At 72.3% G+C, this 24,449-nt stretch carries 21 protein-coding genes and 1 pseudogene; 15 read left to right on the top strand and 7 right to left on the bottom strand.

Annotated features, from left to right (window positions below):
* Nucleotides 1-25: 25 nt before the first annotated feature.
* Nucleotides 26-364 (top strand): hypothetical protein, encoded by a 339-nt coding sequence (locus Apa02nite_RS01880; RefSeq protein WP_203823529.1) that lies wholly within the window; start codon nt 26-28, stop codon nt 362-364.
* A 44-nt stretch (nt 365-408) separates the two neighbouring features.
* On the opposite strand, the gene Apa02nite_RS01875 is transcribed toward Apa02nite_RS01880, so the two are convergent.
* Nucleotides 409-1,098: a GH12 family glycosyl hydrolase domain-containing protein gene (locus Apa02nite_RS01875; RefSeq protein ID WP_067697920.1), complete on the bottom strand. Its 690-nt coding sequence runs from the start codon at nt 1,096-1,098 to the stop codon at nt 409-411.
* Between the two features lie 232 nt (nt 1,099-1,330).
* Between Apa02nite_RS01875 and Apa02nite_RS01870 the strand changes: the two genes are divergently transcribed.
* A complete protein-coding gene (locus Apa02nite_RS01870; RefSeq protein WP_203823528.1) occupies nt 1,331-2,380 on the top strand; it encodes a pectinesterase family protein in 1,050 nt (349 codons plus the stop codon).
* Between the two features lie 250 nt (nt 2,381-2,630).
* Here the strand turns inward: Apa02nite_RS01870 and Apa02nite_RS01865 are convergent, their stop codons facing one another.
* On the bottom strand, nt 2,631-3,836 hold the full coding sequence (locus Apa02nite_RS01865) for an MFS transporter (protein ID WP_203823527.1): 1,206 nt from the start codon (nt 3,834-3,836) through the stop codon (nt 2,631-2,633).
* A 131-nt stretch (nt 3,837-3,967) separates the two neighbouring features.
* Here Apa02nite_RS01865 and Apa02nite_RS01860 point away from each other — a divergent pair, with 131 nt between their 5' ends.
* From Apa02nite_RS01860 to Apa02nite_RS01825, 8 genes are all read left to right on the top strand, one after another.
* Nucleotides 3,968-5,539 (top strand): lysyl oxidase family protein, encoded by a 1,572-nt coding sequence (locus Apa02nite_RS01860; protein WP_203823526.1) that lies wholly within the window; start codon nt 3,968-3,970, stop codon nt 5,537-5,539.
* 182 nt (nt 5,540-5,721) lie between these two features.
* The gene (locus Apa02nite_RS01855) at nt 5,722-7,152 is read left to right on the top strand and encodes an alanine racemase (protein WP_203823525.1); all 1,431 of its coding nucleotides are present in this window, start codon (nt 5,722-5,724) and stop codon (nt 7,150-7,152) included.
* Entirely contained in the window at nt 7,149-8,465 is a 1,317-nt protein-coding gene (locus tag Apa02nite_RS01850; protein ID WP_203823524.1) for a pyridoxal-phosphate dependent enzyme, read from the top strand. Before Apa02nite_RS01855 ends, Apa02nite_RS01850 begins: the two co-directional genes overlap by 4 nt.
* Nucleotides 8,458-9,636, top strand: a complete 1,179-nt coding sequence (locus Apa02nite_RS01845) for an aminotransferase class V-fold PLP-dependent enzyme (RefSeq protein ID WP_203823523.1) — start codon at nt 8,458-8,460, stop codon at nt 9,634-9,636. The genes Apa02nite_RS01850 and Apa02nite_RS01845 overlap by 8 nt, the downstream gene beginning before the upstream one ends.
* Nucleotides 9,637-9,755: 119 nt before the next feature.
* Nucleotides 9,756-10,499 carry a class I SAM-dependent methyltransferase gene (locus Apa02nite_RS01840; protein WP_239164053.1) on the top strand — a complete coding sequence of 248 codons (744 nt, stop codon included), beginning with the start codon at nt 9,756-9,758 and terminating at the stop codon, nt 10,497-10,499.
* 22 nt (nt 10,500-10,521) lie between these two features.
* A complete protein-coding gene (locus Apa02nite_RS01835) occupies nt 10,522-11,103 on the top strand; it encodes a hypothetical protein (protein ID WP_203823522.1) in 582 nt (193 codons plus the stop codon).
* A gap of 325 nt (nt 11,104-11,428) precedes the next feature.
* Nucleotides 11,429-11,983, top strand: a complete 555-nt coding sequence (locus Apa02nite_RS01830; RefSeq protein ID WP_203823521.1) for a hypothetical protein — start codon at nt 11,429-11,431, stop codon at nt 11,981-11,983.
* 44 nt (nt 11,984-12,027) lie between these two features.
* On the top strand, nt 12,028-14,055 hold the full coding sequence (locus tag Apa02nite_RS01825) for a S9 family peptidase (RefSeq protein WP_203823520.1): 2,028 nt from the start codon (nt 12,028-12,030) through the stop codon (nt 14,053-14,055).
* A 112-nt stretch (nt 14,056-14,167) separates the two neighbouring features.
* Here the strand turns inward: Apa02nite_RS01825 and Apa02nite_RS01820 are convergent, their stop codons facing one another.
* Entirely contained in the window at nt 14,168-14,941 is a 774-nt protein-coding gene (locus tag Apa02nite_RS01820; RefSeq protein WP_203823519.1) for a GGDEF domain-containing protein, read from the bottom strand.
* A gap of 55 nt (nt 14,942-14,996) precedes the next feature.
* Nucleotides 14,997-16,697: a serine/threonine-protein kinase gene (locus Apa02nite_RS01815; RefSeq protein ID WP_239164052.1), complete on the bottom strand. Its 1,701-nt coding sequence runs from the start codon at nt 16,695-16,697 to the stop codon at nt 14,997-14,999.
* A 299-nt stretch (nt 16,698-16,996) separates the two neighbouring features.
* On the opposite strand from Apa02nite_RS01815, the gene Apa02nite_RS01810 reads away from it, so the two are divergent.
* Nucleotides 16,997-17,452 carry an LGFP repeat-containing protein gene (locus tag Apa02nite_RS01810; RefSeq protein WP_203823518.1) on the top strand — a complete coding sequence of 152 codons (456 nt, stop codon included), beginning with the start codon at nt 16,997-16,999 and terminating at the stop codon, nt 17,450-17,452.
* A gap of 7 nt (nt 17,453-17,459) precedes the next feature.
* On the opposite strand, the gene Apa02nite_RS01805 is transcribed toward Apa02nite_RS01810, so the two are convergent.
* A complete protein-coding gene (locus Apa02nite_RS01805; protein ID WP_203823517.1) occupies nt 17,460-17,897 on the bottom strand; it encodes a nitroreductase family deazaflavin-dependent oxidoreductase in 438 nt (145 codons plus the stop codon).
* 134 nt (nt 17,898-18,031) lie between these two features.
* Here Apa02nite_RS01805 and Apa02nite_RS01800 point away from each other — a divergent pair, with 134 nt between their 5' ends.
* From Apa02nite_RS01800 to Apa02nite_RS52275, 3 genes and pseudogenes are all read left to right on the top strand, one after another.
* Nucleotides 18,032-18,628 carry a TetR/AcrR family transcriptional regulator gene (locus Apa02nite_RS01800; RefSeq protein WP_203823516.1) on the top strand — a complete coding sequence of 199 codons (597 nt, stop codon included), beginning with the start codon at nt 18,032-18,034 and terminating at the stop codon, nt 18,626-18,628.
* Nucleotides 18,625-19,272 (top strand): VC0807 family protein, encoded by a 648-nt coding sequence (locus Apa02nite_RS01795; protein WP_203823515.1) that lies wholly within the window; start codon nt 18,625-18,627, stop codon nt 19,270-19,272. The genes Apa02nite_RS01800 and Apa02nite_RS01795 overlap by 4 nt, the downstream gene beginning before the upstream one ends.
* Nucleotides 19,269-20,183 (top strand): annotated as a pseudogene (locus tag Apa02nite_RS52275) (FAD-dependent monooxygenase); the annotation flags it as partial. The gene Apa02nite_RS01795 and the pseudogene Apa02nite_RS52275, both read left to right, overlap by 4 nt.
* A 271-nt stretch (nt 20,184-20,454) precedes the next feature.
* Here the strand turns inward: Apa02nite_RS52275 and Apa02nite_RS01785 are convergent.
* Together Apa02nite_RS01785 and Apa02nite_RS01780 are read right to left on the bottom strand one after the other, a co-directional pair.
* Nucleotides 20,455-22,332: an ABC transporter ATP-binding protein gene (locus Apa02nite_RS01785; protein ID WP_203823514.1), complete on the bottom strand. Its 1,878-nt coding sequence runs from the start codon at nt 22,330-22,332 to the stop codon at nt 20,455-20,457.
* A gap of 43 nt (nt 22,333-22,375) precedes the next feature.
* Entirely contained in the window at nt 22,376-23,281 is a 906-nt protein-coding gene (locus Apa02nite_RS01780) for an esterase/lipase family protein (protein WP_239164051.1), read from the bottom strand.
* 147 nt (nt 23,282-23,428) lie between these two features.
* Between Apa02nite_RS01780 and Apa02nite_RS01775 the strand changes: the two genes are divergently transcribed.
* The gene (locus Apa02nite_RS01775; RefSeq protein ID WP_203823513.1) at nt 23,429-24,331 is read left to right on the top strand and encodes a hypothetical protein; all 903 of its coding nucleotides are present in this window, start codon (nt 23,429-23,431) and stop codon (nt 24,329-24,331) included.
* Nucleotides 24,332-24,449 lie beyond the last annotated feature (118 nt).

Genomic DNA, 24,449 nt, shown 5'->3' with positions numbered 1-24,449 from the left:
GGATCATCAATCTGGGGGAGATGTGATGACGAGTATCAGGAAAATGAGCGCGGTGGCCGGGACCCTGCTGTTTCTGGGCGGCATCGGCGTCGTTCAGGGCGTCACCGTGTCGGCCGCGACGGCCGCGCCCGTGCCGGCTGTCGTGGTCGGTGGCAGCGCGCACGCCGGCGCCCCGGTCAGTGATCGGGACTACCGTCAGGGCTACCGGGACGGGTACGGCGACGGCTGGGACCAGGCCAAGGACGACTGCCGCCGGGCGATGAGCATGCACCGGGGCTTCCGTGACCGGGAGCGGGACTACGAACGCGGATACGACCGGGGATTCGATCGCGGATTCAGCGCGGGATTCCGGGAGTACTGCTGAGAGTGGATTACCGGGCGGGTGCCATCGCCCGCCCGGTAATTGCTTCAGGAAGCGGACGCGGAATAGCTGTTGGTGACGAAGTTCAGGCCGCCGCTCGACGACGTGATCTCGTAGCCGAACTGGATGTTGCCGAGGGTGACGTCACCGAACCAGCCCTTGCCCTTGATCCAGTTCATGATCGCCTTGATGTCGACGGTGCCGGCGCTGGTGTTGCCGGTCCGGACGAACGAGTACACCGCGTTCGCCCCGTTCGATCCGCTGTAGACGTTCCAGGTGTGCCCGCCGACCGTGGCGGTGGCCTGCAACGATCCGAGCGGGCCGACCGCGCCCTGCTTGTTCATCCAGAGCATGATCTCGTACGCGTTGTTGTTGGCCCAGATGTCGTAGGCGGTGGTGTACGCCCCGCTGGACGGCACCGTGACGTTGAAGCTGCTGGTGGCGCTGCCCAGCGCGCTCAACTTCTTGTTCACGCTCTTGCTGGCGTTCGGGTACGCCTTGACCCCGCCGGTGTTCGGGTGGTTCGCCCACACACCCCAGTTGCTGTACGAGTTCGCCCAGATGGACTGCGGGCCGGCCCCGCTGCCCCAGATGTTGTTGTAGAGCGTGTAACCACCGTTGCTCCAGGTGGCCCACTGGTCGGACGAGCCCCACACCGCGGCCTGGGCGGCCTGGGGTGCGACGAACAGCAAGGCGGCGGCGACGAGGGCGGACACCGCGATCCGTAGTTTGCGCATGAAGCGCCTCCTTCGAGGGGGATGGCAGCGCCGGAGCTCGACCGTCGAAGCGCTTCGACGATGGGGGATGGGCATCGGCGCTGTTCGATATGGCGTGTCCCTCAACCTAGGGCGCGGAACCCGCTCGTGCAACACCACGATTGCCGACGTGTTACGCCGCGGGTGATTGACGAGCCTGGATCCGTTCGCCTACGGTGCCGGGAGGAAAGCCCTTTCCCGCAGGGAGCCAGCCATGCGCCGTCGAACCCTTCTCGCCCTGACCGCCGGTGCCGGAGTCGCCTGGGGCACCCCGGCCGCCGCCCATCCCCGGCTGGACCTGGTCCTCGCCGCCGACGGCTCCGGTGACGTCACCACCGCCCAGGCCGCGATCGACGCCGCACCGTCCGGCGCGACCACGCCGTACGTGATCGGCGTCCGCCCCGGCACCTACCTCGGCCAGGTGATCGTCCCGGCCGGCAAGACCGCGATCGAGCTGCGCGGCCTCGGACGCTCGCCGTCCGACGTGGTGATCGCCGACGACCGCGCGAACGGCACCCTCAAACCGGACGGCACCCCGTGGGGCACCTCGGGCAGCGCCTCGGTCACGATCAGCGGCGCCGGGTTCCGCGCCACGAACCTGACCTTCGCGAACCTCTTCGACGAGGCCGCCCACCCGGAGATCGCCAACCGGCAGGCGGTCGCCGTGCTCACCCGCGCCGACAAGCTGGTCTTCGACCGGGTCCGGTTCCTGGCCAACCAGGACACCCTCTACGTCAACAGCACCGCGGCCGGCGTCGTCGCCCGCGCGTATTTCCGCGACTGCTACGTCGAGGGCGACGTCGACTTCATCTTCGGCCGGGCCACCGCGGTCTTCGACCGCTGCCGGATCCACTCGCTCGACCGCGGCAGCAGCCCCAACGGCTACGTCACCGCGCCCAGCACCGACCTCACCAACCCGCACGGCCTGCTGTTCAGCTACTGCCGGCTGACCTCGGACGCACCGGCCGGCACGGTCTTGCTGGGCCGCCCCTGGCACCCGAGCAACGACCCGAACGCCGTCGGCCAGACGGTCATCCGCGACTCCTGGATCGGCGCGCACATCGGTGCCACCGCCTGGAGCGACTTCGGCACCTGGCCCTGGCGCGACGCCCGCCTCGCCGAATACCGCAACACCGGCCCGGGCGCGCTGGTCACCGCCGACCGCCCGCAACTCACCCGCGCCGAGGCCGCCGCCACCGAGATCCCGGACTTCCTCCGCGGCGCCGACGCCTGGTCACCGGAGTGCGCCCGCCGCGCGGTTTAACCCTTTTACGGTACGAACTATGACTCCCAGTCCGCAGGCTACGAGCCGAGTCGCGCCCGTGGGGCCGCCGCGACGCCGTCATCGGGTGCGGACCGCAGCGCGTCTCCGGGTCCTGGCTGGTTCTCAGGGGTGCCTGCGGCACCTTGAGGCACCCCTGAGCGCCAGCCGGGCTCCGGTGGCCGTGCGGCTCTCGCGCGCCGCGCGGGCTCGCGGGGTTGCCGGCCGGTCCGGGCCGTGGCGCGCCTTCCGGTTACCGGCTGGTGCTCAGCGGTGCCTCCGGCACGCTGAGGGACCCCTGAGTGCCAGCCCAGCGGGTGAGCGGGCGGTAGAGCAGGCCGCCGAGCGCGAAGAACAGGGCCAGCACCAGCCAGCCCCCGGCGTGCAGGCCCAGCACACACGCGGTGATCAGCGGCGGCGCCACCATGTCGCCGAGGCCGCGCCCGGCGAAGTACGTCCCCTGGTACTGCCCCTGCGCCCAGGGCGGCGCCAGCGCGAAGACGATGCCCCAGCTGCCGGTCGACAACCACAGCTCGCCGAGCACGTGGATCACCGCGGCCACCACGATCAGCGCGCCGGCCGTCCACGGCGACCGGCCCGCCGTCGCCGCGAACACCGCGCAGGCCAGGGCGATCACCACGCTGCCGCGCAGGGCGGAGCGGCCGGCCGCGGCCAGGTCGTGCACCCCGCGGGTCATCCGTACCTGCAGCAGCACGCACCCGGCTGTGTTGATCACCAGGGCGACCGAGATCAGCCAGAGCGGGGCGTGCGCTCCGGTGGCCAGCCACAGCGGCAGGCCGATGGCGAGCAGGTCGTTGTAGGTGCTGGAGAGCAACCCGTCCAGCGCCGCGAAGGCCAGGAACGGGCGGTCGCGCAACGCCACCAGGCGCGGCCCGCCGGCCGGGGTGACCTGGGGTGCGACGGCCGGCGCCCGGGTCAGCAGGGCCGCCGCCACCAGGAACGTGGCCGCGTTGACCAGCAGCACCACCACGTACGCGAGGTCGTGGTGCACCAGCAGCGGCACACTCCCGGCGAGCGTGCCCAGCCCGATCCCGGCGTTCGACATGGTGCGCATCCGGGCCCGCATCGCCAGCCGCTGCCCGGGCGGCACGCCACCGGCGGCGAGGGCCCCGTTCGCGCCCTTGACCATCGCGGTGGCCACCGCGATCAGGCAGGAGAGCAGTGCGAACGGCACGACGGAGTGCACCGCGAGCAGCCCGGTGTACGCGCCGGCCAGCACCACCATGGACAGCATGGACAGTCGTTTCGGCCCGTACCGGTCGGCGACGTACCCGAGCGGGGTCATCGCCAGCACCCCGGCGGCCGCGCCGGCGCTGAGTCCGATGGCGATCATCGCGGGGCTCAGCCCGGCGACAGTTGTCAGGAAGAGCACGCTGGTGGTCAGGTAGGCGCCGTTACCGAACGCGTTGATCAGCGTGGCCAGGAGAAGCACGGGCATGCTGCGATCTAACAAGACGTACGTACGGTTTGCAAACTGCTTCGACAGGTTTCACCGTCTTGTTCACAGCCACCACACAGGTAACCCGGTTGCATGACCCCCACACGTAGGACAGAACCTGGGGGAAACGCATGACCGGTAAGCGAAGGGCAGTGGTCGCCGGCGCGACCACGCTGGTACTGCTCGGCTCGGGGATCGGGGTCGCGCAGGCGGCCCCCGCACCGGGGGCGATCAGCCTGGTCGCGGCCACCAAGAGCGTCATCGCGGAGCGCTACGTCGGCGACGAGGGCAGCGGTATCTACCTCGACCTGGGCGTCAACGTGATCGCGGGCAAGTCCCCGCTGGAGATCCGGACCACCCGCACGTCGTACCAGAGCAAGATCGTGGCGCGGCAGATCGTGACCAAGAACGGTAAGAAGACCGCGGTGAAGCTGCCGGCCGGTTCGGTCAGCGACTTCAGCGGCCTGCGCAACTTCACCACCATCACGATCAAGAACACCGCCGGCAAGGTGGTCAAGAAGTACCAGACGGACTTCTGCCCGAACACCTACGACTCGGTGCGCACCCGCCGGGACGCCCCGGCCCAGACGCCGTACCCGCGGTACTGCGCCGGCCGGACCAGTGAGGGCGGCAACCCGTTCCTGCTCGGTGCGGTGTGGGGCATCCAGGCCGGCTGGAACGCCGGGATCAACCCGATGCCGACCAGCGGCAAGGCGTTCGACCTGGCCGCCGGCAAGTACCAGGTGAGCGTCGCGCTCAACCCGGCGTACCGGAAGTTCTTCAAGGTCCCGGCGAAGAGCGCGACCGCGTCGGTCGCGGTGACCGTCGTCAACGTCACGCCGGAGCAGAAGGCCGCGAGCGCCGCCGCGGTGGCGCCGAAGACCACGCCGGGCGGGCACAACCACGGCGAGGGCGACGAGTCCGCGCAGATTTCCGACTATCTGCCGCAGTTCCGGGCCCCGGCGTCCCGTCCGGCCGCGGCCAAGGTCGCGCCGAAGACCGGCCCGCGCCCCGACCTGCGCTCGCTGCCGGCCTGGGGGATCTCGCTGGAGAAGGGTCGCAACGAGACGACCGGCCAGGTCAACGGCCGGTGGTACGTCAACTTCGGCGCCACCGTCTGGAACGCCGGCTCGTCCCCGCTGCTCGTCGACGGCTTCCGCCGCACCGGCAGTGAGCTGATGGACGCCTACCAGTACGTCTTCGACGCCAAGGGCAAGCAGGTCGGCTCGTTCGCGGCCGGCACCATGGAGTGGGACAAGCGGGAGGGCCACAAGCACTGGCACTTCACCGACTTCGCGCGCTACGACCTGCTGAAAGCCGACAAGAAGCTCGCGGTCCGCAGTGGCAAGGAGGCGTTCTGCCTGGCCAACACGGACGCGGTCGACTACACGCTGAAGAGCGCCAAGTGGCGGCCGGAGAACACCGACCTGTCCACGGCGTGCGGTGGCAACACCGCGGTGGCGGTGCGCGAGGTGCTCGACATCGGCAACGGTGACACCTACAGCCAGGACCGTCCGGGTCAGTCGTTCGACGTCACCGGCCTGGCCAACGGCACCTACTACATCCGGGTGAAGGCCAACCCGGTCGGCAAGCTCAGCGAGCTGAGCACGAAGAACAACATCTCGTACCGCAAGATCGTGCTGGGCGGCACCAAGACCGCACGCACCCTGAGCGTTCCGGCGGTCTACGGCATCAAGGGCTGAATGAAACGGAATGAGTGAATGGATGGGCGGCCCTCGGCCGCCCATTTATTCGTAGGTGCTCATATGAGCATTTCAAGGAATTGCCGACAGAGCCGTTGACACGGCATTCACCCGATCCGGACTGGCGATGAAACTCGTTGTCAGATACGTTGAGAAAACGCCGGTGAAATCGGGAGACGCAGATGCTGAGTCTGACGCCGAGAATCGACACGAACCTCCAATCCCTGCTCGACGACCACGAATTCCTGGCCGAACTGCTGGACGCGCTGGGCTCACCCCTCAACCTGGTCCTGCCGCGCCAGCTGGCGGCGAACGTCGCCGCGTTCCGGGAGACCTACCGCCGGCACCGTCTCGGCGGCCGCCTCTACTACGCGCACAAGGCCAACCGTTCCGGCGCGCTGCTGCGAGAACTCGCGGCCGGCGACACCGGGGTGGACGTGGCCTCCCTCGGCGAGTTGCAACACGCCCTGGGCGCCGGATTCACCCCGGACCGGATCGTCGCGACCGGGCCGAAGAATCGCGAATTCCTCTGGCTCGCCGCCCGCACCGGGGTGACCGTCAGCGTCGATTCCGCCGACGAGCTCGCCGAGCTGGCCGGCATCGTGGCCGGGCACCGGCTGCCCCGGGTGCCGGTCAGCCTGCGGCTCGCCGGATTCACCTCGACCGGCGTGCGGGTGCTGACCCGCCGCAGCCGGTTCGGCACCCCGGCCGGCCGGCTGCCCGAGCTGCTCGACGTGCTGGAGAAACACCCCGACCAGCTGGAGCTGACCGGGGTGGCCTATCACCTGGACACCGTCGGGCTGCCCGAGAAGGCGGTGGCGCTGGAGGGCTGCCTGGCCGCTCTGGACGCGTGCCGGGCCCGGGGCCTGCGCCCGCGGTCGCTGGACATCGGCGGCGGCTTCGGCGTGAACTACCTGGCCGACGGCGCCGAGTGGGACCGCTGGACCACCGAGCTGGGGCAGGCCGTGCTCGGCCGCCGGCCCCGGATGACCTGGGACGGCCACGGGTACGGCCTGCGCGCCGAGAACGGCACCCTGCGCGGGACCCTGGCGCTGTACCCGGCCCACCGGCCGGTGTCCGGCGCCGCCTACCTGGACCGCCTGCTCGGCACCCCGGCCCCGGAGCTCGGCCGCCCGCTCGGCGAGCTGCTGCTCGACCACATGTACGACCTGGACATCGAACCCGGCCGCGCCCTGCTCGACCAGTGCGGCCTGGTCCTGGCCCGGGTGCTGTCGGCCGACGGCGACGCGGTCCGGCTGGACCTCAACGCCCGTGACGTCAGCCTCGAGGAGCACGGCGTACTGATGGATCCGGTGGTGATCCCGCGCACCGGTGACCGCCGCGCCGGCCCGGCCGCCGTCCACCTGTTCGGCAACCTCTGCCTGGAGGCCGACCTGATCACCCGTCGCACGGTGTTCCTGCCGGTGCTGCCCCGCCCCGGTGACCTGCTCGCCTTCGTCAACACGGCCGGCTACTTCATGGACTTCAGCGCCACCACCGCCCTGCGCCAGCCGGTGGCCCGCACCGTGGCGGTCCACCGTTCCGGCGGCCGCCACCGCTGGTGCCTCGACGAGCAGTACTGGCCTGTCCACCCCCGGCAGGAGACCCGATGAGATACGACGACATCACCGAGGCGATCGGCGCCACCCCGCTGGTCCGCATCGACCCGGCCGTGCACGGCCTGGCCAACGTCGACCTGTACGCCAAGCTGGAGCTGCTCAACCCGTTCGGCTCGGTGAAGGACCGGGCCGCCTGGCACATGGCCGGCCCGCTGCTGTCCGGCGCGGCGCCCGGCGACACCCTGGTCGAGCTGTCCAGCGGCAACACCGCCAAGGCCCTCGCGCTGCTCGCCGGGATGCACGGCGTGCCGTTCAAGAGCGTCACCAACCGGATGAAGGTGCCCGAGATCAAGGAGCTGCTGCTCCTGCTCGGCGCGGAGATCGACGAGCTGCCCGGCCAGTCCGAGTGCCTCGACCCGACCGACACCGACGACCCGCTCACCCGGATGCACCAGCGGCTGGCCGCGTCCGGGGGCGGCTACCTGCACACCGACCAGTACTTCAACGAGCGCAACGTGGACGCCCACGCGTACGGCACCGGCCCGGAGATCGTCAAGGACCTGGACGGGCGCGCGCCGGACTACTTCGTCGCCTGCGTGGGCACGGCCGGCTCGTCCACCGGGGTGGCCCGGGTGCTGCGCCAGCACCACGCCGACGTCGAGGTGGTCGGGCTGGTCGCGGCGAAGGGCGACTTCATCCCGGGGATCCGGACCATCGACGAGGTGCACGAGGTGGGGCTGTTCGACCCGGCCGTCTACGACGCCCTGGAGACCATCGACGCGGACGACGCGATCGACGGCCTGCTGACCCTGGTGCGGCGCTGCGGCATCCTGACCGGTCCGACCGGTGGCGGCGCGTTCCAGGGGGCGGTCCGCTTCCTTCGTACGATCGATGCCGGCCTCACGAGTCGCAAGACGGCGGTGTTCATCGTCTGCGACCGGGTGGAGAGCTACCTCTCCTACGTGCGGGACCGCCGCCCCGAGCTGTTCGGCCGGCCACCGCGGCGCAACTCGGCCGGCACCCTGACCGGCGCCGAGCTGGCCGCCGCGCCGGTGCTCGGCGTCGGCGACGCCCAGCGCTGGCTCACCGAGACGAACGCCGTGGTGGTCGACCTGCGCAGCCCGTACGCGTTCCAGGCGCTGCACATCGCCGGCTCGATCAACATCGTCGACGAGGTGTTCGCCGAGCTGCTGCCGGCCGGGCTGCCGTTCAGTCGCCGCCGCCCGGTGCTGCTGGTCTGCCCGGTCGGCGAGAAGTCCGCGAGATACTCCGCGCTGCTCACCCGGATGGGCCACCCGGACGCCCGCTCCCTGCACGGCGGGATCATCGCCTGGCGCGACGCCGGAGCCGAGCTGGTCCGTGACTGACCCGGCCTGGCAGCGGGAGCTGCGCGCCCACTTCCCGATCGTCACCGGCCACCCGGACGTGGCCTACCTGGACAGCGCGGCCACCTCGCAGAAGCCGCAACCCGTCCTGGACGCCGTGCTCGACTACCTGACCGGCGAGAACGCCAACGCCGCCCGGGGCACGTACCCCTGGGCCAACCGCACCACGGCCCGGATCGAACAGGCCCGTGACCGGGTGCGCGTCTTCCTCGGCGACCCGGCTCCGGACCGCTCCGGGGTGCACTTCGTCAGCGGCGCCACCGAGGGCCTGCGCGCCGTGGCCCGGGACTGGCTCGCCCCGCAGCTGCGCGACGGCGACGAGATCGTGGTCCCGTACGCCGACCACAACGCGAACATCGTGCCCTGGCAGGAGGCCGCCGCCCTGGCCCGCGCCCGCGGCGCCCACGTCACCCTGCGCGCCATGCCGTACGACGACGCCCACGACTACGACGCCGCCCGCCTGGCCCGGCTGGTCACCCCGCGGACCCGGCTGATCGCCGCCACCCACGTGCACCACGTCTACGGCAACGACATGCACGTGTCCCGGCTGCGCGCGGCGGCCGGACCGGGCGTGCCGATCTGCCTGGACGCCGCGCAGAGCGTCGGGCACCTGCCGATCTCGCTGGCCGCGCTGGACGTCGACTTCCTGGTCTTCTCCGGCCACAAGGCCCTCGCCCTGCCCGGCACCGGCGCGATCTGGTCCGGCAACCGGCGCGGACCGGCGTATGCCGAGGCCGGCTGGCGCGGCACCCCGAACACCAGCGGCATCGTCAGCCTGGTCGCGGCGCTGGACTGGCTGGACGCGGCCGGCGTCGACCGGATCGAGCGGTGGACCCGCGACCTCGGCGCCCGGCTCACCGCGGGTCTGGCCGAGCTGGACGCCTATCAGGTGCTCGGCTGTCAGAGCAGTCTCGCGGCGGCCTCCGCGACACAGCGCCGGCAGGGCATCGTCACGTTCCGGCACCGCACGATCGGCTCCAACGACCTCGGTTTCATCCTGGCCGCGGACGGCCTGCTGGTCCGGGCCGACGGCCACTGCCAGGGAGACGAGGGGGAGAAGACCTCTTCGGTACGGGTGAGCCTGCACGTGCACAACTCACCCGCCGAGATCGACCGCCTGCTCGAGCGGCTCGCCGCGCTGAATCACGACTGAACGCCGCCCCGTTCTGTTAGAAACGGTTGTCATTTCAGAATGTGTTCCGGAGCCCCGCCGCGTGCCGTCGACCGGCGGGTTCCGGGACACGACGCCGTGGAGCCACGAAAGCAGCCGCCATGACCCCGATCGCTCTCGACCCGGTGCGCGTCGCCGCCTGGCGCAGCACCTGGGACGCGATGATGACCGGCTTCATCCCCGGCCTGGCCGGCCTGGAACGGGCGCTCGGCACCGCGGTCGAGGCGCTGCGCGGTGGCCCGCCGCGCCGGGTGCTCGACCTCGGCGGCGGCCCGGGACTGCTCGCCGAACGGATGGCCGCCCGCTGGCCGGAGGCCACGGTCACCCTCGTCGACCTGGACCCGGTGCTGCTCGAACTGGCCCGGGCCGGCCTGCCCGACGTGATCGGGGTGGTCGGCGCCGACCTCGCCTCGACCGCGTGGACGGCCCGCGCCGGCGGCGGCCACGACCTGATCACCGCGGTGATGACCGTGCACTACCTGTCCCCGGCCGCGATCCACGCGCTCTACGCCGCGGCCCGGGAGGCGCTCGCGCCCGGCGGAGTGCTCGTCGTCGCCGACCTGATGCCCGACGACGGGCTGCCCGGGCTGATGCGGGTGCTCGACCCCGGCCCCGGCGAGGCGGCCGCCGAACTCGCCTGGGCGCGGTGGTGGAGTGAGCTGTCCGCCGTACCGGAGATCGGCGGCCTGATGGACGCCCGCGCCGCGCTGTTCCGCGATCGTCCGCCGGCGGGTTTCACGGCCGGGCTGAGCTGGCACGCCGCCGCGGCCCGGACCGCCGGATTCGGCGAAGCCGGAGCGCTCTGGCGCGAAGGCCGCCACGCCGCGCTGGCCGCCTGCCGCTGACCGCGCGGCTATCATCGCGCGGATGTACATCGACTTCCGTCAGGGTAATTTCCGGGTCTGGGCGGGCGGGGTGCTCGGGTCCGGTTTCTTCGGGTTCGCGGCGCTGATGGCCGCGGTCAACCCGGAGGAGCACCTGGTCGGCGGCGACGACCCGACGACCCGGTTCCTGGCCTGGGTCTGCACGTTCCTGTTCCTGATCCCGTTCGGTGCCCTGGTGATCTTCGCGCCGAAGCTCCTCGGCCGGACCGGTGTCACCGTCGACCAGGCAGGCATCCACGGCATCCCCTGGTCCGACCTGGTCGGCGTCGGCATCGCCTACAAGGTCAACCCCGCCCCGCAGAAGGTGCCGCTGCCCGAGGGGGTCCGCCGCCAGGGCCACGTGCTGGAGTTCTTCCCGGCACCCGGTGTCGACCTGACCGACCGGGTCGCGGGCCTGCGCCCGGCCACCGAGCCGCCGCCGCACCCGGGCCTGCCGTCCGAACGGTTCCGCCTCCCGATGCCGGACGCGTCAGCGGTCCCGGCCCGGATCGAGCAGGCGGTCCGCTCCTACGCCCCCCACCGCTGGCTGGGCACCTACCAGCGCACCTGGACCCCGCTCGCCTGACCCCGCGAGGCCACCGCCACCCCGGGCCGCGGTGCGCTTCCGGGCCCGGCTGGTGGTGAGGGGTGTCTCCGGGCTGTTGAGGGGCCCCTCAGCGCCAGCCGGGGCCTGGGGGCGCGCTGCGGTCGGGAGTGGGGGCGGCGTCGCGCGAGACCACCACGGGACTCGGCTTGTAGCCTGCGGGCGGTCGCCCGACATTCGTACCGAAAAAGGGTGTGGCAGTGACCGGAAGGGATCGGTTCTTAGCCGGGCCTTAACGGTCGGACAGCGTGCCGATAGGTCTCCGGGCGCGATTCTTTGCAGGTCAGATCGACCTGGAGGTTTTGAGATGAACAAGATTCGTACCGCTGTGGCGCTCGCGGCCGGCGCTCTCACCGTTCTCGGGCTGGCCGGGACGGCGCTGGCGTCCGACGGGGCCGACGACAGCCCGCGGTCCTCGGCGTCGCCGTCGGCCTCGGTGTCGGCGTCCGCTTCGGTGTCGCCCTCGGCCTCGCCCTCGGCCTCCGCTTCGGCTTCGGGCCGGGTGGATGACCACGGTGGTGACCGGAAGCGATCGGCGTCCCCGTCGGCTTCGGGTCGGGTGGACGATCACGGTGGTGACCGGAAGCGATCGGAGGCCGGCGACGACAAGGGTGGTTCCCGCACCCGCCACGCCGAGCCTGGCGACGACAAGGGCGGCACCCGCACCCGCCACGCCGAGCCTGGCGATGACAAGGGTGGTTCCCGCACCCGCCACGCCGAGCCCGGTGACGACAAGGGCGGCTCGCGGAGCCGCAGTTCGGAGAAGGGCGACGACCACCGCGGCCGGGGCCACGGCTCGGATCACCGGAGCGAGCACGGCTCCGACGACAAGGGTGGGCGCGGCCACGGCTCGGACGACTGATCCGCCGAGCGGGCCCCGGGGCGCCCGCGCGGTGGTAGAAAGACATGGTGATCATCGATGCCTTTGCCGACCTGGACGCCTACGCGGCCCTGCCCCGGGTCACCGGTCTGCGGCTGTCCCCGGACGGCCGCCGGCTGGTCGTCGGCGTGGCGACCCCGGAGCCGAAGAAGAACCGGTACGCCACGGCGCTGTGGGAGGTCGACCCGGCCGGTGAGCATCCGGCCCGGCGGCTGACCCGCAGCACCAGGGGTGAGTCGGTGGCGGCCTTCACCCCCGGCGGGGACCTGCTGTTCACCTCGGCCCGCCCGGACCCCGTGGGCGACCCGGACGGCGAGCCGGGGACAGCGCTGTGGCTGCAACCGGCCGCCGGTGGCGACGCCCGGGTGGTGGCCGCGCCGCCCGGCGGCGTCCGGGGAGTGGTGGTCAGCCGGTCCGGGACGCTGGTGTTCGGGTCGTCGCTGATGCCGTCCGCCGCCGACCCGGCCGCGGACAAGGAGGCCCGGGCCAAGCGCAAGGACACCGGCGTCAACGCTGTCCTGTACGAGGAACTGCCGATCCGGTACTGGGACCACGCCTTCGGCCCGGACCGCCTCCGCCTGCTGACCGCCGAGCCGGCGCCGGCCGGGGAAGCGCCTCTGGAACTGCGTGACCTCACCGGGCACGTCGGCCGCGCGCTCTTCGACGAGGCGACCTGGGACGTCGCACCGGACGGGCGCACCGTCGTCGCGGTGTGGACGGTGGCCGAGGCGGCGGGGTCGCAGCGCGAGACCGTCGTCGCGATCGACGTGGCGACCGGTGAGCGCCGCACCCTGGCCGGCGACCCGGGCCACGAGTACACCTCGCCGCGGATCTCGCCGGACGGGACGTCGGTCGCGGTGGTCGTCTACCGGCGGTCCACCGCGTCGGACCCCGGCGACCGCTGGCTGGCCGTGCTCCCGCTGGCCGGTGGCCCGGTCCGGGACCTGACCGCGGCGTGGGACCGCTGGCCGGACGCCATCCGCTGGACACCGGACGGCACCGCGCTGGTGGTGGCCGCCGACGACGGCGGGCGCGCGCCGCTGTGGCGGGTGGACGCGACCAGCGGTGCGGTGTCCCGGCTGACCCCGGACGACGGGAGCTACACCGACGCGGAGGTGTCACCGGACGGGCGCTGGGTCTACGCGCTGCGCTCGGCGATCGACAGCGCGCCCGCCCCGGTCCGGGTCGCGCTCGACGGGGCCGGCACGGTGGACCGCCTGCCGGGGCCGGTGGCGGAGACGCCGGTTCCGGGCCGGGTGACCGAGGTGACCACCACGGCCGCGGACGGCACCCCGCTGCGCGCCTGGCTCGCCCTGCCCGCCGAGGCCGGTCCGGAGCGGCCCGCCCCGCTGCTGCTGTGGATCCACGGTGGCCCGCTGGGCTCCTGGAACTCCTGGTCGTGGCGCTGGAACCCGTGGATCGCGGTGGCCCGGGGGTACGCCGTGCTGCTGCCCGACCCGGCGCTCTCCACCGGCTACGGTCACGAGTTCATCCGGCGGGGCTGGGGCGCGTGGGGCGCCGCACCGTACACCGACCTGCTCGCGCTGACCGACGCCACCGAGCAGCGCGCCGACGTCGACGCGACCCGGACCGCGGCGATGGGTGGCAGCTTCGGCGGCTACATGGCCAACTGGATCGCCGGGCACACCGACCGGTTCGCGGCGATCGTCACGCACGCCTCGCTGTGGTCGCTCGACCAGATGTGGGGGACCACCGACACGGCGTTCTACTGGGCCCGGGAGATGACCCGGGAGGTGATGGAGGTGAACTCGCCGCACCGGTTCGCCGACGAGATCACCACGCCGATGCTGGTCATCCACGGCGACAAGGACTACCGCGTACCGATCGGCGAGGCGCTGCGGCTGTGGTGGGACCTGCTGTCCCGGTCGACGGACCAGGACGGCGTGACCCCGCACAAGTTCCTGTTCTTCCCGGACGAGAACCACTGGGTGCTCACCCCGGAGCACGCGAAGGTCTGGTACGCCACCGTGCTGGCGTTCCTGGACCACCACGTCCGCGGCGAGAAGTGGCAGCGCCCGGAGCTTCTCGGCTGAGTTCGCGCCGGACCTGCGCAGGTCGGCCTCAGCATGGGCAAGGCTGTCGTGAGGGGTTGAATGCCGTTCCCCATCGACATCGACCTCACCGAGATCGACCGGATCTGACCGGTCAGCGGGAGGGCAGGGCCGGCCGGTGCTCCCGGCTGTCGATCTCGTTCCGGGGCCGCAGGTCGCCTTCCACGCCGACCTCGTAGAGCGCGGCACCGTCCCGGGACCGGCTCGCGGCCCGCAGCGCGGTCTCGGCCCGTACGAAAAGCTCGGTTGTCGTCGCGGCGTGCACCGGATAGACCGCGGCGCCGACCGCGGCGCTGATCCGGACCTGGTATCCGTCCAGGTCGGCCGGGCCCCGCACCAGGTCCAGCAGCCGGCGCGCGGTGTCCAGACAGGCCGGCGCCGAGCCGACCTGGGGGAGCAGCACGGCGAACTCGTCGTCGCCGAGCCGGCCGACCGTGTCGGTGTCCCGGACCGCGGCCGCCAGCCGGGCCGCGACCTCCTTCAGCAGCAGGTCGCCGATCGCCGGGCCGAGGGTGTCGGTGACGTCCGCGAGCTCGTGCACGCCGAACACCAGCAGCCCGGCCGGCTCCTGGTCGCTGTCGGCGACCGGCAGGGTCCGCTCCACCACCGCGGTCAGCGCCCGCCGGTCCGGCAGCCCGGTCAGGCCGTCGAGCCGTGGCTCGAGCTCGCCGGGCTGGTCGGTGTCGTCGCCGAACAGGGGCCGGACGCACGCCGCGAGCAGCAGCAGGTCGAACGCGGTGAGCACGCCGATCGCCCACGGGTCGGAGACCCCGGCCATCGCGCAGCCGGCCAGCGCCACCACACCGAGCGCGAGGCCGACCAGCGCGGCCCGCGCTCGCATCTTCTGCCGCACACCATCGCCCGTCATGCCGCCCTGATCGGCTGCCGGGCGGCGACGTTGAGGAATCAGGCGGGTCCGGGCGTCAGCAGCGGTCGAACTCACTCTCGAACGTCGCCGCCCCGATCGAGCCGCCCCACTTCACGCAGACGTCCTGGGCGACCTCGATGACCGGCCCGGCGAAGTCCTTGATCGTGCCACCGGCGGTCTTCCGGGGGCTGCCCTGCAGCTCGAGGAAGGCCGAGGCCACCGCCTTCTTGCCGTCGGCGGGGTCCTTCACGGTGACCACGCAGGTGGTGTTGTCGGCGGCACGCACGAGCAGGTAGACCGTGCCCCTCAGGACGCCCGAGGCGTTCTTCAGCGGCGCCTGGTCGAGCACCTGGAAGTCGCCGTCGCACACGTCGCGCGGGTCGGCCGCGGGCACCGCCGGCGCGGAGGACTCCGACGGCTCGGGGCTGGCCGACGACGGGCTCGGCTTCGGGGTGCGCTTGCGGGACTTCGACGGAGTCGGCTCCGCCTCGTCGTCGTCGCCCGCCGGTTGCTGCGGGGTGTCGGCGGCCTGCGTGGTGGTCGGGCTGCCGGTGGTGTCCGCGTTGCTGGAGTCGGGCCAGAACGCGGCCAGGACACCACCGCCGGCCAGCACCAGGGCCAGCGCGGCGAGCACGGCGACGTTGCGGCGCTTGGCCGGCGGCTCGGCGGCCGCCTGGTAGCCGTCGGACGGCACGTCACCGGGGTAGGAGCCGGTGCCGCCGCCCGGATAGGCGGGCGGGACGGAGGCCGCGCCGGCCGCGTAGGCACCGGAGGGCCGTGCGGCCGGGTAGGCGCCCGAGGGCCGCATGGGCTGGTAGGCGCCGGACGGCCGGGAAGCCGGGTAGGCGCCGGACGAGGGCGGCGGTCCGGGGAAGGGCCGGGTCTGCTGGCCGGTGGGCCCGCCGGGCCCGAAGGCGCCGCCGTTCGGCGCCCGGCCCGCGTTGCGCGCCGCGTCGGCCAGCGCCGCTCCGCTCGGGAACCGCTGCGCCGGGTCCTTCGCCAGCGCCCGCATCACCACCGCCGCCACCCCGCGCGGCACGTCCGGCGGCAGCACCGGCGGCTGGCCGTGCACCAGTTGCCCGAGGATCGCGAGGGGGTTGTCGCCGACGTAGGGCGGCCGGCCGGTCAGGCAGTGGAAGGCGACCGCGCCCAGCGCGTACACGTCGGTGGCGGCCGTGACCGGCTTGCCCTCGGCCTGTTCCGGCGCCATGTAGTGCACCGAGCCCATCACCACGTTGGTGCTGGTGATCCCGGTGACCCCGACCGACCGGGCCACGCCGAAGTCGACCAGCACGATCGCGCCGCCCGGCCGGACCAGCAGGTTCGCCGGTTTCACGTCGCGGTGGATGATGCCGGACTGGTGCGCGGCGTGCAGCGCGTCGGCGACCCCCGCGGTGATGGCCATGGTCTCGGCCGGGCTGAGCCGCCCGGCGTCCTGGACCTTCTTCGACAGCGAGATGCCGTCGATGTACTCCATCACCATGTAGTCGAACCGGTCGTTGCCGACGACCGCGTTCTCGCCGTAGTCGTAGACCTGGACGATCCCGGGGTGGCGCAGCTGGGCCATCATCCGCGCCTCGGAGCGGAACCGGGTGATGAACTCCCGGTCGGCCATCAGGCCGGGCAGCACCACCTTGACCGCGACCTCGCGGTTCAGCAGCCGGTCGGCGCCACGCCAGACCTCGCCCATCCCGCCCGCGGCGATCCGTTGGGTCAGCTGGTAACGACCGTTGAGCACGATTCCCGGGGCAAGCACCGGGCCATGCTAATCGCCGAAACCAAAAAGGTGGTCACCGTGGTCCATCCACGAGACGCGGTCCTCACTTCCGGCCGCTGATTTTCCGGTACGACCTGGGCCTTCCCGTCCGCAGGCGACGCGCCACGTCCCGCCCGTGAGGCGTCGCGGCGTCCGCGCGGCGCCAGGCCGTCCGGCGCGTTACCGGACATTCGGGACGAGGCTCCGCCACGGGCTGATCTAGGGGCGAATGTCGCACTCCGGTATGCCGGAAATGGTACGAATGTGAAGTCAGAAACCGCCGACACCTATGGATGGTTATGAAACTGCGAGCAATGGCGGCGGTCGCGCTCGGCTTCACCGCCGTGGCGATGTGCGGAACCGTGGCGGCCCGGGCCGAGCAGAGTGAATCCACGGACAAGAGCGCGACCTACTGCCGGCTCCGGGTGCACGGCGGGATCCTGGCGAAGTACGTACGGGTCGGCTCGGACAAGGGCAAGCTCGGCTGCCCGCTCGGCATCGAGCAGCGTGCGGCCGGCGGCGGCCGGATGCAGCAGTTCGACGGCGGCTCGATCTACTGGTCGCAGGCGACCGGTGCGCACGCGGTCTCCGGGCGCATCCTCGACCTGTGGCAGGGCAGCCGTGGTGAGGCCGGGTGCATCGGCTACCCGACCGACGACGAGTCGGTCACCCCGGACCGCCGGGGTCACTACCAGCACTTCCAGCACGGCACCATCTGGCGCTGGAACGACGGCAAGGTCAGCGCGGTCTGCTGAGCGCGTCTCAGCCCGGGACGATGCGGAAGACCGGGAAGCCGGGCGCCGCGTCCGCGATGTCCGCGGCCGGCGAGTCGGCCTTGAGCCCGTCGAAGAACGCCCCGGTCTCCCACGCCCACTTGCGCAGGTAGAGCCGGATCAGCTCGGGCTTGTCGGCGTCGGCGATCTCGACCGGGGTGAAGTGCTGGCGGCGCCGGCCCAGGCGCAGCTCACCCTCGCCGGCGACCCGCAGGTTGCGCACCCACTGGGTGTGCCCGCGCGGCGCGAGCAGGTAGCGCTCACCCTCGTGGGTGAAGACGTTGACCACGGTGGCGCGCACCTCGCCGCTCTTGCGCCCGCGCACCTCGAGGACCCGGCTGCCCATCAGGCTGATCCCGCGCGCGGTGAGCCACCGCGCAAAGTCGTTGAAGGCGTTCGTCGCGCGCTTCGGGGCCAGGTATCGCATGTCGTCCTCCTCGTTCGAGAGAGCACTGCTCTCGCCTGTAAACAGTGAACACCGAGCGCCGATCCATGTCAAGAGCAGTGCTCTCGCTCATGACGGGGTTGACGAGAATTACTCGGGCGAGTAAAAATTTACTCATGCGAGTAAACGACACGGTCGCGGCGGCCGCCCGGCGGGCGCAGATCGTCACCGCGGCGATCGACACGATCGCCGAGCTGGGCTACGGCAACGCCTCCTTCGCCCGCATCGCCAAGCGGGCCGGGATCAGCAGCACCCGGTTGATCTCGTACCACTTCGACGACAAGGCCGACCTGGTCCGAGCCGTGGTGGGCGCGGTGCTCACCGAGGCCGCCGAGCACATGGGCAAGCGCCTGCGGGCCGCCACCGGCCGCGTCGAGCTGCTGACGGCGTACATCGAGTCGAACCTCGAGTTCATCGCCGAGCACCCGACCGCGATCCGGGCGGTCATCGAGATCGCGGCGGCCGCCCGCACCGAGGACGGCACTCCGCTGGTGCGCCCCGAGGACGCCGACGACCCGGTGGCCCGCCTCGCCGTGCTGTTCCGGGAGGGCCAGCAGGCCGGCGAGTTCCGCACGTTCGACCCCGAGGTCATGGCGGTGACGCTGCGCGCCGCGATCGACGCCGCGGCGAACCGGCCCGACCTCGACCCGCACGCCTACGCGGCCGAGCTGGTCGCGCTCTTCACCCTCGCGACCCGGAAGGACCCGGCATGACCACGACCGCTCCGCCGCGCACCCCGAACCGGATGTCCCTGCTCCTCCCGCTGCTGATCGACTTCGGTCTGCCGCTCGTGGTCTTCTACGGCCTGCGCGCTGCCGGCGTCGACCAGTGGTGGTCGCTGCTGCTCTCCGGCGTCGTGCCGGTGGTCATGGTGATCGTCCGGTTCACCCGGTCCCGGACCGTCGACTTCCTGGCGATCTTCGTGCTCTCGGTGGTCGCGCTCAGCCTGGGCGTCTCGGCGATGACCGGCGACGCCCGGACGATGCTGATCCGGGACGCCTGGGGCGGCCTGCTCGGCGGCCTGATCGCGGTCTGGCTGCTCGCGTCGGTCTTCGTCGGCCGCCCCGCCACGATGTACCTCATCCGGGCGTTCGTGCTGGCCAAGGTCGGCCCGGCCGGACTCGCGGCCTGGGAGAGCAAGTGGGACACCGACCGGGCCTTCCGGCACGGCCTACGGGTGATCACCTTCGTCTGGGGCGTCGCCGGGCTGCTCAACGTGATCGTCACGCTGACCGCGGCCTACCTGCTGCCGATCGACCTCGCCACCGCCGTGCTCAACGTCAGCTGGCCGATCCTGGTGGCGCCGACCTTCGTGTTCCACCTCTACTACACGAAGAAACGGGACCTGCGCGCATGAACTACGACGTGATCGTGGCGGGGGCCGGGCCGACCGGGTTGATGCTGGCCGGGGAGCTGGCGCTCGGCGGGGCGCGGGTCCTGGTGCTGGAGCGGCTGGCCGAGCGCACCGGGCAGTCCAAGGCGCTCAACCTGCAGCCGCGCTCGGCCGAGGTGCTCGCCTCCCGGGGACTGCTCGACGAGATCCTGGCCGAGGCGCCGGTGCTGCTGCCGCGCGGGCACTTCGCCGGGATCCCGCTCGACTACTCGGTGCTGGACACGCCGTACCCGTACCAGGTCGGCATCCCGCAGGCCCGGGTCGAGGCGCGGCTGGCCGACTGGGCGCTGTCGCTCGGCGCCGAGATCCGCTACGGCGCGGCGCTGGACTCTTTCGGTCAGGACGAGACCGGGGTGACGGTGCACGGCGAGCGGGCCGGGTATCTGGTGGGCTGCGACGGCGCGCGGAGTGTCGTACGAAAGCGGTCTGGTGTTGATTTTGAAGGCCGGGACGGCCGGGTCTGTGCCCTGGTCGCGGACGTCTCGCTGGCCGGGGGTGGCCCGCAGGGGTGGGAGTTGCCGGCGCCGAAGGGTGACGGGATGCTGACCGTGCTGCCGCTGGGCGACGGGATCTTCCGCATGCTGGCGGCCGGTCCGGTGCAGTCGGCGGCCGGGCGCGACGATCCGATCCCGGACGCCGAGATCGCCGCGGCCCTGGCGGCCGAGTCGCTGGTGCTGGACGAGGTGCGCTGGGCCAGCCGGTTCACCGACGCCACCCGGCAGGCCACGCGGTACCGCACCGGCCGGGTGCTGCTGGCCGGCGACGCCGCGCACATCCACTCGCCGGCCGGTGGTCAGGGCCTCAACCTGGGTCTGCAGGACGCCTTCAACCTGGGCTGGAAGCTCGCCGAGGTGATCCGCGGCGAGTCCGGCGACGAGCTGCTGGACAGCTACCACGCCGAGCGGCACCCGGTCGCCGCCCGGGTCCTGCAGTCCACCCGGGCGCAGGGGGTGCTGTTCGTGCCGGACGAGGACGTGGCCGCGCTGCGCGAGGTCTTCGCCGAGTTCGCCGACCCGGCAGCGCTGGCCGAGCGGGTGGCCGGGCTCGACCACGGCGATCGGATCCCCGGCCTGGACCTCGGGCTGCTGCGGGACGGGCGCCGCACGTCGTCGACGGCGTGCCGGTCCGCCCGGACGGGTTCCGCGATCAGGCAGGCACCTTGTCCCCCTGATCGAACTGGGTGCGGTAGAGCTCCTGGTAGCGGCCGCCGGCGGCGAGCAGGGACTGGTGGGTGCCGCGTTCCAGCACCCGGCCCTCCTCGATCACCAGGATCTGGTCGGCGGCCCGGACCGTGGACAGCCGGTGCGCGATCACCACGGCGGTCCGGCCGGCCAGGGCCTCGCCGAGTGCCGCCTGCACCGCCTGCTCCGAGGTGGAGTCGAGGTGTGCGGTCGCCTCGTCCAGCACCACCACCCGCGGGCGGGCCAGCAGCAGCCGGGCGATGGTCAGCCGCTGCCGTTCCCCGCCGGAGAGCCGGTAGCCGCGCTCGCCGACCACCGTGTCCAAGCCGTCCGGCAGCGCCTCGATCAGGTCGGCGACGTGCGCCCGGCGCAGCACCTCCCAGATCTCCTCCTCGGTCGCCTCGGGGCGGGCCAGCAGCAGGTTCGCCCGGACTGAGTCGTGGAACAGGTGCCCGTCCTGGGTGACCATGCCGAGCGTGGCCCGCAGCGACGCGGCGCTGAGGTCACGCACGTCCACCCCGGACAGCCGGACCGCGCCGGACTCCGCGTCGTAGAGCCGGGGCAGCAGGCTCGCCATCGTCGACTTGCCGGCCCCGGACGAGCCGACCAGGGCCACCATCTGCCCGGGCTCGGCGGTGAACGACACCTCGTGCAGCACCTCGACGCCACCCCGGGTGTCCAGCGTCGCCACCTCCTCCAGCGAGGCCAGCGAGACCTTGTCCGCCGACGGGTAGGCGAACCGCACCGCGTCGAACTCCACCGACACCGGCCCGTCCGGCACCGTCCGCGCGTCAGGCTTCTCCTCGATCAGCGGTTTCAGGTCGAGCACCTCGAACACCCGCTCGAAGCTGACCAGCGCGCTCATCACCTCGACCCGGGCGCTGGCCAGCGCGGTCAGCGGGGCGTAGAGCCGGGTGAGCAGGATGGCCATCGCGACCACGGCACCCGGCTCGAGGGTGCCGCGCAGCGCGTAGAAGCCGCCGAGGCCGTAGACCAGGGCGATGGCGACCCCGGAGACCGAGAGCAGGGCGGTCATGAAGACCGTCTGGGTCATCGCGGTGCGTACCCCGATGTCCCGGACGCGCCGGGCCCGGGCGGCGAACTCGGCGGACTCGGCGTCGGGGCGGCCGTACAGCTTGACCAGCGTCGCGCCCGGCGCCGAGAACCGCTCGGTCATCTGGGTGCCCATCGCCGCGTTGTGCTCGGCGGCCTCCCGTTCCAGCTGGGCCAGCCGGCCGCCCATCCGGCGGGCCGGCCAGACGAAGATCGGCAACAGCACCAGCGCCAGCAGGGTGATCTGCCAGGAGATGCCGATCATCACGATCAGCGTCAGGATCAGCGTGACGACGTTGCCGACCACCCCGGACAGGGTGTCGCTGAACGCCCGCTGCGCGCCGATCACGTCGTTGTTCAGCCGGCTCACCAGCGCGCCGGTCCGGGTCCGGGTGAAGAACGCGACAGGCATCCGCTGCACGTGGTCGAAGACCGTGGTCCGCAGGTCCAGGATCAGCCCCTCACCGATCCGCGCGGAGAACCACCGCTGGACCAGTCCGAGCCCCGACTCGCTGAGCGCGGCGACCGCGATCGCCACCGCCAGGCCGATCACGACGGCCGCGGCGGCGCGGTCGACGATCGCGTTGACCACCCGCCCGGCCAGCACCGGCGTGGCCACCGACAGGACCGCGGTGACGACGCTGAGCAGCAGGAATCCGATGATCTGCCGCCGGTGCGGCCGGGCGAACGCGGCTATCCGTCTCAGCGTCGCCAGGGAGAACGGTCGTTTGTCGTTCCGCTGGTGCATCGCGTGGTACATCGAGTTCCAGGCCGCCATCTCCATGCTCATGACGGCTACCGTCACACCTGACCCAAGGTTGAGGTCAAGTCGTTTAACTCCGCAGGGGTGGCTCCGCGGTCAGTTGCGGGGTGGACAGCATGGAGCGGGCGCTCTGGGCCAGCGCCGCGGCGGCGTTGCCCGGGAACCGGATCGGGTCGACCGCCGGCATGAACGGCCACCCGCAGGTCGCCCGGCTCACCCGGGACAGCCGGGCCGGTCCGGGGTGCCGGAACGCGTCGATGCCGAGCAGCCAGGCCGCGTTGTCGTAGGCCATCCCGAAGTGCTCGACCGTCTCCAGCGGGCAGAGCTCCTGCACCGCGATGTTGCTGACGTTGCGTGCCGGCGGCAGCGCGGAGAGCCGGTACGGCAGGATGATCTCGTCGTAGCGCGTGTAGAGCTGCGTGTAGTCGACACCCGGCCAGGTCTGCGGCCCCTGATTCAACGCGGTCAGGAACGCCGACCCGGCCCGCTGCTGCCAGTACGCCGCCGAGCACACCGTCTGCGCCGCGCACTGCACCACGAACTCCTGCGTGCCGTGGTTCGAGGCCGCGAGGGACACGTAGTCGTCGACCATCGCCCGGGTGTCCGGGTGGTGCTGGAACGCCCAGCGGCCGAGCATCCCGCCCTGGCTGTGCCCGAGCAGGTCGATCCTGGCGCCGGTGGCGTGGTGCAGCTCGCGGATGGCGTAGGTGACCCGCTCGGCGGCGACCTGGACGTCGCCGTTGCCGCTGTCCGGCAGGTCGATCTCGCAGTGTGCGCGGCCCTCCGCGTCGAAGGCCCGGGCCCAGTTCCAGGAGAAGTTCGCCCGGGCGGTGGAGGTGGTGCCGTGGATCAGCAGGACCGGGGTACGGCCGGCGCGGGCACTGGCCGCCGGGTCCCCGGTGCAGTGCAGATCAGTTCCGGTCGTCGCCGGGGTCGCAGGAGTGACCGGAAGGGCCAGGAGGGTGGCGGATAACAAGATCGCAAGACTCACGTGGTCGGAAACGAGCCACCCGCGACGGGCGGTGCGGGTTCCGGGACACGACCTAGGATGCCCGGCGTGGGATCACGCGCGAACGTCGCCATCAGACAGGACGGTCTCTGGACCCACTATGGATCGAACGGCATGGGGTACAGCCTCGACGCGTGGCTGGCGCTCGGCCCCGGACCCGCGGTGGCGATGTTCCGCAGCGGTTCGTGGCCGGCCTGGACGCCCGAGGTCTGGCAGCACGAGTCGTGGGCCGAGGCGGGCGCGCTGATCGACCTGGACGCGCGGGAGCTGCTGTTCTTCGTGTCCGCCGACTACGCGCGGCGGCGGGCCCTGATCGAGGCGTGCCGGCGGGTCTGGCCGGGCTGGGTGGTGCGCTGGGCGTACAACGGGATCTCGGACGTCACCGACGCGCTGGGCCTGGACCGTGCCGTCGTGCGGCGGGAACCGTGGACGAACGACGACCTGTTCCACTGGGTGCGCCCCGGCGCGGACGATCCGCCGCGCTGGCATTACCTGGTCAGCGTGGGTGCGGTGACGTATTGGCCGGCGCCGTACAAGCCCTGGGAGATCGGGCCGGCGCTCCTCGGCCAGCTGTCCGAGCTGGCCCAGGTCGCCGAGCTGCCCGACGTTCCGGGCGGAGGCCTGCATCTGGACCCGGTCACCCGGACCGCCGGCGTGTGGTCGATCGATCCGGTGGACGGGCTGGCCGAGCGGTTCTTCGCGCGCTGGCCCGGCTGGACGCTCGAATTCTGGGACGACCGGTACCAGGAGCAGGAGATCCGCTGCGGCGCGTTCCGCTTCGTGGAACCGGCCGCGGACGTGCGCCGGCTGGCCCGGCGGGTGCTGGACCACTGGCTGCCCAGCACGGAGATGTTCCGCGACCAGTGGCCGGCGGCGGACGAGGGCTACGACAGGTATTACGGCACGCGGGACGCCCGCCTCACCGTCGCGGACCTGCAACGGCTCGTCGATCTGCTGCTGGGGCCGGACGCCGCGCCGATCGACGTCGCGGCACACGCCCGGAAGATGCACGGCTGACCCCGGGGGGTGGGGACGGCCCCACCCGAAGCCTGTGGGTGGCGCAGGCGGCGCGACTCCGGGCCCGCCGATGGCTGGGGGTCGCCTGGCGGATCTTCCGGCCGATCGCGGTCCGTTT

It is taken from the genome of Actinoplanes palleronii (assembly GCF_016862315.1).
Classification (GTDB): Bacteria; Actinomycetota; Actinomycetes; order Mycobacteriales; family Micromonosporaceae; genus Actinoplanes; species Actinoplanes palleronii.
The sequence above is the reverse complement of the archived record's forward strand: the minus strand, read 5'-3'. Positions and strand labels throughout refer to the sequence as shown.

Coding starts and splice junctions, on each gene's coding strand:
- Apa02nite_RS01880 (WP_203823529.1), top strand. CDS start 26: ATGACGAGTATCAGGAAAATGAGCGCGGTGGCCGGGACCCTGCTGTTT.
- Apa02nite_RS01875 (WP_067697920.1), bottom strand. CDS start 1,098: ATGCGCAAACTACGGATCGCGGTGTCCGCCCTCGTCGCCGCCGCCTTG.
- Apa02nite_RS01870 (WP_203823528.1), top strand. CDS start 1,331: ATGCGCCGTCGAACCCTTCTCGCCCTGACCGCCGGTGCCGGAGTCGCC.
- Apa02nite_RS01865 (WP_203823527.1), bottom strand. CDS start 3,836: ATGCCCGTGCTTCTCCTGGCCACGCTGATCAACGCGTTCGGTAACGGC.
- Apa02nite_RS01860 (WP_203823526.1), top strand. CDS start 3,968: ATGACCGGTAAGCGAAGGGCAGTGGTCGCCGGCGCGACCACGCTGGTA.
- Apa02nite_RS01855 (WP_203823525.1), top strand. CDS start 5,722: ATGCTGAGTCTGACGCCGAGAATCGACACGAACCTCCAATCCCTGCTC.
- Apa02nite_RS01850 (WP_203823524.1), top strand. CDS start 7,149: ATGAGATACGACGACATCACCGAGGCGATCGGCGCCACCCCGCTGGTC.
- Apa02nite_RS01840 (WP_239164053.1), top strand. CDS start 9,756: ATGACCCCGATCGCTCTCGACCCGGTGCGCGTCGCCGCCTGGCGCAGC.
- Apa02nite_RS01835 (WP_203823522.1), top strand. CDS start 10,522: ATGTACATCGACTTCCGTCAGGGTAATTTCCGGGTCTGGGCGGGCGGG.
- Apa02nite_RS01830 (WP_203823521.1), top strand. CDS start 11,429: ATGAACAAGATTCGTACCGCTGTGGCGCTCGCGGCCGGCGCTCTCACC.
- Apa02nite_RS01825 (WP_203823520.1), top strand. CDS start 12,028: ATGGTGATCATCGATGCCTTTGCCGACCTGGACGCCTACGCGGCCCTG.
- Apa02nite_RS01820 (WP_203823519.1), bottom strand. CDS start 14,941: ATGACGGGCGATGGTGTGCGGCAGAAGATGCGAGCGCGGGCCGCGCTG.
- Apa02nite_RS01810 (WP_203823518.1), top strand. CDS start 16,997: ATGAAACTGCGAGCAATGGCGGCGGTCGCGCTCGGCTTCACCGCCGTG.
- Apa02nite_RS01805 (WP_203823517.1), bottom strand. CDS start 17,897: ATGCGATACCTGGCCCCGAAGCGCGCGACGAACGCCTTCAACGACTTT.
- Apa02nite_RS01800 (WP_203823516.1), top strand. CDS start 18,032: ATGCGAGTAAACGACACGGTCGCGGCGGCCGCCCGGCGGGCGCAGATC.
- Apa02nite_RS01795 (WP_203823515.1), top strand. CDS start 18,625: ATGACCACGACCGCTCCGCCGCGCACCCCGAACCGGATGTCCCTGCTC.
- Apa02nite_RS01785 (WP_203823514.1), bottom strand. CDS start 22,332: ATGAGCATGGAGATGGCGGCCTGGAACTCGATGTACCACGCGATGCAC.
- Apa02nite_RS01775 (WP_203823513.1), top strand. CDS start 23,429: ATGGGGTACAGCCTCGACGCGTGGCTGGCGCTCGGCCCCGGACCCGCG.